Source organism: Actinomycetota bacterium (assembly GCA_009923495.1).
Lineage (GTDB): Bacteria > Actinomycetota > Actinomycetes > S36-B12 > UBA5976 > UBA5976.
Genome location: RFTJ01000003.1, coordinates 122,533 through 129,977, shown reverse-complemented (window position 1 = coordinate 129,977; position 7,445 = coordinate 122,533). Strand labels below are relative to the sequence as shown.

General features: G+C 48.5%; 8 protein-coding genes. 6 read left to right on the top strand and 2 right to left on the bottom strand.

Features of this window, described 5'->3' with window-relative positions; genetic code table 11:
- Positions 1-738 (bottom strand): AMP-dependent synthetase (locus EBS36_02500; protein NBU32027.1); only part of this gene is annotated, 738 nt, incomplete at its 3' end.
- Between the two features lie 102 nt (positions 739-840).
- On the opposite strand from EBS36_02500, the gene menB reads away from it, so the two are divergent.
- The 6 genes from menB to EBS36_02470 all read left to right on the top strand — a co-directional run bounded on the left by menB (position 841) and on the right by EBS36_02470 (position 6,160).
- Entirely contained in the window at positions 841-1,773 is a 933-nt protein-coding gene (gene menB, locus EBS36_02495; GenBank protein ID NBU32026.1) for a 1,4-dihydroxy-2-naphthoyl-CoA synthase, read from the top strand.
- Positions 1,774-1,789: 16 nt separating this feature from the next.
- On the top strand, positions 1,790-2,830 hold the full coding sequence (locus EBS36_02490) for an O-succinylbenzoate synthase (protein NBU32025.1): 1,041 nt from the start codon (positions 1,790-1,792) through the stop codon (positions 2,828-2,830).
- Entirely contained in the window at positions 2,824-4,476 is a 1,653-nt protein-coding gene (menD, locus tag EBS36_02485) for a 2-succinyl-5-enolpyruvyl-6-hydroxy-3-cyclohexene-1-carboxylic-acid synthase (protein NBU32024.1), read from the top strand. Before EBS36_02490 ends, menD begins: the two co-directional genes overlap by 7 nt.
- A gap of 65 nt (positions 4,477-4,541) precedes the next feature.
- Positions 4,542-4,769, top strand: coding sequence for a CDGSH iron-sulfur domain-containing protein (locus EBS36_02480; protein NBU32023.1), 228 nt, complete (start codon positions 4,542-4,544; stop codon positions 4,767-4,769).
- Between the two features lie 77 nt (positions 4,770-4,846).
- The gene (locus tag EBS36_02475; GenBank protein ID NBU32022.1) at positions 4,847-5,722 is read left to right on the top strand and encodes a PD-(D/E)XK nuclease family protein; all 876 of its coding nucleotides are present in this window, start codon (positions 4,847-4,849) and stop codon (positions 5,720-5,722) included.
- Positions 5,723-5,752: 30 nt separating this feature from the next.
- Positions 5,753-6,160 carry a hypothetical protein gene (locus tag EBS36_02470; GenBank protein ID NBU32021.1) on the top strand — a complete coding sequence of 136 codons (408 nt, stop codon included), beginning with the start codon at positions 5,753-5,755 and terminating at the stop codon, positions 6,158-6,160.
- On the opposite strand, the gene EBS36_02465 is transcribed toward EBS36_02470, so the two are convergent.
- Positions 6,161-7,426: an isochorismate synthase gene (locus tag EBS36_02465; protein ID NBU32020.1), complete on the bottom strand. Its 1,266-nt coding sequence runs from the start codon at positions 7,424-7,426 to the stop codon at positions 6,161-6,163.
- Between the last annotated feature and the right edge of the window lie 19 nt (positions 7,427-7,445).

Sequence of the window (7,445 nt, the reverse complement as noted above, 5' to 3'; positions counted from 1 at the left end):
GCGCCCTGGCTGAGCCTCGTGCTGGGAAGCAATGAAAACCTGAACACCATCAAGTGGCATTCCATCGAAAACACAACCACCACAAGTTTCACTCATGCCGTAAGAGACAGAAATCCTAATTCCGAGTTTCCTTAGTTTGTCAAGCAGTGGTTGTGGTGTAGCTGCAGCGCCGCTGAGAACTAGGTCATAAGACTGCAAAGCTTCAATTCCAATTGCTCCCGAATCAACCAGGCGGGCGATTTGAGTTGGAACCAGACTAATCATCAACGGCCTACCGTCGGTTTTTGAACTTCGAATTGCACTCTGAGTGGTGGCCCAAAAAGTTGCTGCATTAAATTGCATAGCGCCACCAATCGATGGATCAACTACTACGGGATTGTTGTTGTAGTGGGAACGCACTAACACCATCAATCCTGCGATTCGGTGAATTGGCATGGCAAGTACCCAGCGAGCATCAGAACCAAATCGAGCACCAAATGCGTTTGCCGAAGCTTGGAGTGCTGAACGAGACAGTAAGGTGCCGCGCGGAGTTCCCGTAGATCCCGAAGTCGAACAAACCAAAGCAATGTCTGATGTTTCTATCGGAAAACTTGGGTCGTCAGCGCGAATTATGGCCCTGATGGTATCCGCTTGTTCAGTACTTGGAATCGGGGCAATTGCTGGGCCGGTGCCTGAAAGTGCCCGTGTCAGCGGCCGAGTGATCGTTGTAAGTCCGCTCGATCCAGGAGGAATCAGCACAGATTCCAGTGTGGAATAGCTAGGGCTATTGCTGAATGTGTCAGAAGTTGTCATTGAGACTAGCCTAGAGCGAGAAGCAACTAAAAAAATTCAAGGTATGCCATGGATACTCGCAACAAATACCCATTACCACCGATTGCACCACCAGATAGTCCTGCATTGGTCAATCCAGCACACTCATCTACGAAACCTGCCTGTGACTGGGAAAACATCGGTGAATACTCGGACATCAAATTAGAAGCCTCCACTGGATCTGATGCAGGTATTGCAAAAATCACAATCAATCGTCCGGGCAAGCGAAATGCTTTCCGACCCCAGACAGTAACTGAGTTAATTCACGCTTTTGAAATTGTTCGTGATGACCCAAAAATTGGCGTCGTGATTTTAACTGGCCAAGGCGACTTGGCTTTCTGCAGCGGTGGCGACCAAAGCATCCGTGGCGACGATGGCTACATCGGAGACGATGCGGTAGCCCAAGCGGGTGTAGGGCGACTTAATGTCCTGGATTTGCAGATTGCAATTCGCCGAATTCCAAAGCCCGTAATCGCGATGGTGGCCGGCTATGCAATTGGTGGCGGACATGTTTTACATGTCGTTTGTGATCTATCAATTGCAGCTAGCAATGCCCGCTTTGGTCAGACTGGACCAAAAGTTGGATCGTTCGATGGTGGCTACGGCTCTGGATTGTTAGCTAAACACATCGGCCAAAAGCGTTCGCGTGAAGTTTGGTACTTGTGTCGACAGTACGGAGCTGAGCAAGCCTACGACTGGGGACTAGTTAATCAGGTAGTCCCAGTCGAAGATCTGGAACTGGAAACCATCAAGTGGTGTCGCGAAATTTTAGATATGTCCCCACTTGCACTTCGGATGTTGAAGGCAAGTCACAACGCGGTTGATGATGGTTTAGCCGGGGTGCAACAACTTGCTGGCGATGCCACACTTTTGTTTTACATGACCGAAGAAGCACAAGAAGGCCGCAACGCCTACAAAGAAAAGCGCAAACCAGATTTCGATCGTTTTCCAAAACGTCCTTGATATTTAGGTTCAGTAAGTGTCCATTGAGTCCTTAGCCAACGATGCCGTGGCTTTTTCCGTGCCCCTAAGTATCCAGTTTCGTTCACTTCAGAATCGACAAGGCGCTCTTATCAAGGGACCGAATGGTTGGGGCGAGTTCGCACCGTTTCTGGATTATGACGATGAGATTGCTGGCCGATGGCTAGCTGGCGCACTCGAGCTAGCTTTTGGTACGCTACCCAAGCTCCAGCGAACCGAAGTTCCAGTTAATGCAATCATCCCGGCAACTGATGAGATGACCGCATATGAGCTGGTTGAAAAAGCTGTTAAGCGCAGCGGAATTTCGACAATAAAAGTTAAGGTTGCCCAAGCGGGTCAAAACCTGGCAGATGACATTGCTCGGGTTCGAGCAGTTCGAAGTGCACTTTCCGCGAACCAAATCGCCAATGGAAAAATTCGGCTCGATGTAAACGGCGCTTGGACTACCGATCAGGCAATTCATGATCTGCGACTACTTGTCGATGCTGCGAACGGATTGGAATATGTGGAGCAACCATGTACCACCCTTGCTGAGTTAACCGAATTACGCAAAGTGATTGATATTCCAATTGCAATTGACGAAGGCTTACGGCTTTCCAGCGACCTTGATTTGTTGGCGATTCGAGATGCAGCAGATTTGATCATCGTAAAGTCTTTACCGCTAGGTGGGGTAGTGCAGAGCCTTCGGTTGATCGACCGAATTGATTTACCGGTGGTCGTAAGTGGAAGTATGGATACCTCTGTTGGCTTAGCTAGTTCACTGTTTTTGGCCGGCAGCGCTACTGAACTTTACGGCGCTTGCGGTGTGGGTACCGGTACGCTTCTTGCTCTTGATTTAGTGCACATTACAGAGTTGCCCGAGAATGGAGCTATGTCCGTAGTCCGCACGCCACCTGAACCTGATTGTTTGGCGGTCGCGCACGCATTGACAAGCGAGGAAACCAGAGAAGTCTGGCGTGAGCGAATAGTCCGAGCCTGGTATGCCAGCGCCCAACATCTAGTAGCGCCAGAAGTTAAACATGCGGTTCTGTCATGTTAGATAAATCAACAGCAACGGCACGAGCAGTTGTACAAAAATTATTGGCAAGTGGCGTAGAACATGCCGTGCTCGCGCCAGGCTCACGTAGCGCACCACTAGCAATTGCGTTATTACAGGCAGAGAATGCTGGTTTAATCAAGGTGCACGTTCGGATCGATGAGCGAGATGCTGGGTTTCTAGCTTTAGGCTTGGCTAAAGTTACCAAAAACTTAGTTCCAGTTTTGGTCACATCTGGAAGCGCAGTTGCGAATCTACTTCCTGCAATAGTTGAAGCATTTCAGTCTGGTATTCCAATTGTGGTTCTCAGTGCAGATCGACCGATTTCTGCTCGAGGAAAAAGCGCTCCACAAACAATTGATCAATCTAATATTTTTGGCTCGTATGTAAAAGCTAACTATGACACTTCTAGCGCCGATTTCTCTGAGAGTCGGTTTCAAGAGATTCTTGACTTAGCCCAGGCAGTACATAACGGTCCAGTTCAGCTAAATCTGCAATTTGAATTACCGCTAGTTCCAAGTGGTGACAACTTGGAGTGGACACCATCTGCTGTGGTCAAAGCCAAACCTGCTGCACCGGTTGTTCAGCGAGAACAAATCCAATTGCCAAGTCGTGGCCTGATCATTGCCGGGGACATTTCCGATTCCGGTGCAGTGGCGCAAGTCGCCGGATTATCCGAGCAACTAGGTTGGCCAATTATCCACGAGCCATCCGCAAATCTTCATGCTTCGAAAAATGCGATAGCGCACGGCGTTCTGTTAGTTGCATCAGGCCAATTGCCTAAACCCGACTGCATAATCACAGTTGGCACAGTCGGCTTATCGCGCCCGATACTGCACTTACTGGGTCAAGTTCCAGAGCACATCGCAATTCATCTTGCAGGTAACGGTCCAGACACTCCCGATCCAGTGCAAACTGTGAGTCGAGTCTTAGCTGCAATTCCAAGTGCGGACAACACTGTAGATTCGGGATGGTTGGCGACCTGGCAAAAAGCAGATTCATTAGCACATCAAATCATTGCGAATCAGTTGTCGGCACAGACACTTACGGGACCAGCGGCGGCCAGCCGAATTTGGCATGTGGCAGAAGATCAAGACCAACTTATGGTTGCTGCGTCCTGGCCAGTGCGGCACATTGAAAGCTATGCGAAGGCTCGATCAGGTTTACGCGTTTTTGGTAATCGCGGTGCAAATGGCATTGATGGTCTAATCTCCACAGCTTGGGGTCTTGCTCTGGGTGGAAGTGGGCGCACTTACTTGTTGATTGGTGATGTTGCGTTCTTACATAACATTGGTGCACTCGCAGTTCCAATGGGCAGCGACGAACCAAACTTAACTATTGTCGTGCTTGATAACGATGGTGGTGGAATCTTTAGCCAACTCGAACAAGGGGGGAGCGACTATTCACGTTATTTCGAGAAAGCATTCGCAACCCCGCACGGCAAAGACCTTTGGCAGATTGCTGAGAGTTTTGGTTTTGCCAGTTCTCGGGTGACAACTCAACTGGAATTAGATGGCGCGATCACGCGTACGAAAAATATTCCGGGTGTGCACATAATTGTTTGTTTAACTGGAAATCGCAACTTGGAAAATTACCTGATAACAAAAATTCAGGCTGAGATTACCGCTGCTCTTGCAACTTCTGCGTAGCTAGGAAATCTGTCGTAAAGTCAGCCTTGTCTGCGCAATTTGGCAGACTTGACGAAGGGACAATTATGACAAAGCAAGAAAAAGCAACGATTACCATCAAGGCCAACGGTTCGCTACAGGTTCGTGGTGCAACTATCGTCGGTGCCGACGGGGTGGTTATCAGCAACGAAGAAGCAGTCTTTCTGTGCCGTTGTGGTCATTCAGAAAATAAACCATTTTGTGATGGTGCTCATCGAGCAGCTGGCTTTACTGACTCAGGTTGTTACCCTACTGAGCAAAGATCCCAAGAGTAATCAGAAACTGCAAACTTACGCACGATTGTCCCACTCGCGGTGTACCGTGGTAGCACCACAATAGAACTGAGAATCCTGTGACTAAATCGATGCGTGTTGAAGTAATCCAATCAGATGGTGCGCAGTTGCCACCACGAGTTTCCTATTCGCAGTTAGCAAAATTTAATCAGTGTGGACTGCGCTATTACTTCAGCTATTTAGGCGGTTGGAGCGAACCACAGACTTCAGCACTTGTAGGTGGTTCAATTGCGCATGAAGTTATTGAGCATCTATATCGCTTGCCAAGTGAAGAGCGAACTGTAGAGAAAGCTCTTGAGTTACTTCGTGAGCATGGACCGCGGTTACTGCGCCTACCAGACTATGCAAAATTTGCGAATGACAATTCGATGAAAGCAAGCGTAAAGGAAGCAATCGAGAATCTCTTCGCGCTAGAAAGCCCAGCCGAATTAGTGGTTCAACCTGAGCACCTTGAAATGGAGCTCGAAGTTGACATAAATGGTGTCAAGTTTTTTGGCAAGGTCGACCGATTCACCGTAGATGGGGTTAATCGAGTCACCGACTATAAGACTGGAAAGAACCCAGGACGCTTTATGGATGACAAGTTAAAGCAACCTTATTTATATGCCTTGGCTTTCAAAATTCAACATGATATCGACATCGACCAAGTCGAACTGATTTTTCTTAACGCAAAGCACATTGAAAACCGTCCAGTAGATTTCACTATCGCTGAGCAAATGGGTGAATCTCTAGCAAAAATGCGTGGTGAAAGTGAAACAGCATTGGCTGCTAGTGCCTGGGAAGCTCGAACTGGAAAATTATGTGAATACTGTCCTTTCGAGGCAGCTTGTCCCGCAGTTCGTGCTGATGCTGCTAAACCAGGAACAATCGAGAGCGATAACGCTTTGATCAAACTCGGTTTAACTCGGCGCGAGAAAGCAAGTGGCTTAGGTTAAATCCAGGTAGCCCAACGGTAAACTTTGGCTATGCGTAACTCCAGATATCGATACTCTCGCTTGGTCATGATTTTTGGTGCAATTACATTCGGCATCAATTCTCTTTGGCTCCTGATCTCACCAAAAGGTTTCGCTGAGTTCATCGCTCTGGAATCAAGCGAGACTAATGAGTGGGCATTTCGCATGCTTGGCGTGATTTTGGTAGCGCTTTCAGTTCACATGTCGGCAACTTCACGACAGGTACCAGATGAACCTTTTCGTCGGGCGGCGATCGTAATGGTTGCAGTCTCACTCAGTTTGGCTTACTTGACATACGTTGCTCCAGGTGAATTAACCAAAGGCAGATTACTTTTTGTGATTATTGGAACACTTTTTGCAATTCTGTATGTAATTACGCTGCCTATTAAGAGCATCGGAATCTTGGAAGAAGAAAAATAATTATTGAGTCAGGGCATCCCGCATTGCACTGAATTTTGCATTTGATTCCGCAACTTCCAATACGCCAGTTGAGCCAGAGACAATTCCACAGCCAGCGAACAGGCGGAGAGTTTTCTGCTCCCGATCTTCGATGTTTGCGCACCGAAGTGCGATTCCCAATTCGCCATCACCATTGGTAGTAATCCAGCCGACGGGACCAGCATATCGATTTCTTGACATGCCCTCTAACTCAGTAATCAAGGCACTTGCCCGCTCGGTTGGCGTGCCACAGACGGCAGCCGTTGGATGCAAGGAGGCTGCCAAAACCAGCGCCGACACATTATCCGCAAGTTGGCCGGTGATGTCAGTGGCTAAGTGCTGCACATTTGCCAATTGCAAGATGAAAGGTTCTGTTGGAACGGTTAAATCAGTGCAGTGAGGTGCCAGAGCTGCTTGAACGGACTGAACTGCGTACTCGTGCTCAGCTTGATCTTTATCTGAATCTAAAAGAGAAGCCGCTAATGCATCATCTCGGTGCAGATTAGAGCTCCGCCTGACTGTTCCTGCCAAGATTCGGCTAGTCACACTTTCACCTGCGCGCCTGACTAACAGCTCTGGAGTGGCGCCCACTAGGCCATCAACAGCAAAAGTCCAACAGTCTGGAAACCGGTTATTGAGTCGAACTAACAGCTCCCCAACATCAAGTGAGCGGCTCAAATTCGCAAAGATGTCTCGGGCCAATACAACTTTGTCCAGTTCGCCACGATTAATCCGAACAACGGCTTTATCCACATTTGCTTGCCAATTAGAAACTGGAATAGAGCCCTCGTGCCAGGTAACAGTCCCTATGTCTCTCTCGCGTTTTTGTGCGTTCTGAATTTGCGACAGCGCTTGATCAACCAGGTACTCAATCTCGTTTTTTGGTGCAATTACCGTAAGAGCTGATTTTCCTGCGCTATTTCGAACAATTACCTCAGGTACGACAAGTACTGACTGCCCAGGTTCACTAGCGAAAGCAAAGGAGGCAAATGCGATTGCCGAGTCACCGAAACTTTGCTCGCACCAGGTACTCCACCACTTTTGGGCTCGACTAAAGCGTTCTGGACCATCGAATTCAACTCGGTCAATACATCCCCAGCCCACGGCGCCATCCTGGTTACCAGGCTCACCTTGAACCCAAGCAAGACCGCCATCGGCAGGAAGCAGTTGTAATAGATTTTGGATATGTGGGATGTCAATAGTTCTGACGTGCAGACCAGAATCGGGGACAAGCGCCAAAGTTGTCATAGCCATCTAAGCGTAAACG

What these genes read in the sequence shown, in the direction of transcription:
- menB (NBU32026.1), top strand. Translation starts at nt 841, where the DNA reads ATGGATACTCGCAACAAATACCCATTACCACCGATTGCACCACCAGAT.
- menD (NBU32024.1), top strand. Translation starts at nt 2,824, where the DNA reads ATGTTAGATAAATCAACAGCAACGGCACGAGCAGTTGTACAAAAATTA.
- EBS36_02480 (NBU32023.1), top strand. Translation starts at nt 4,542, where the DNA reads ATGACAAAGCAAGAAAAAGCAACGATTACCATCAAGGCCAACGGTTCG.
- EBS36_02470 (NBU32021.1), top strand. Translation starts at nt 5,753, where the DNA reads ATGCGTAACTCCAGATATCGATACTCTCGCTTGGTCATGATTTTTGGT.
- EBS36_02465 (NBU32020.1), bottom strand. Translation starts at nt 7,426, where the DNA reads ATGACAACTTTGGCGCTTGTCCCCGATTCTGGTCTGCACGTCAGAACT.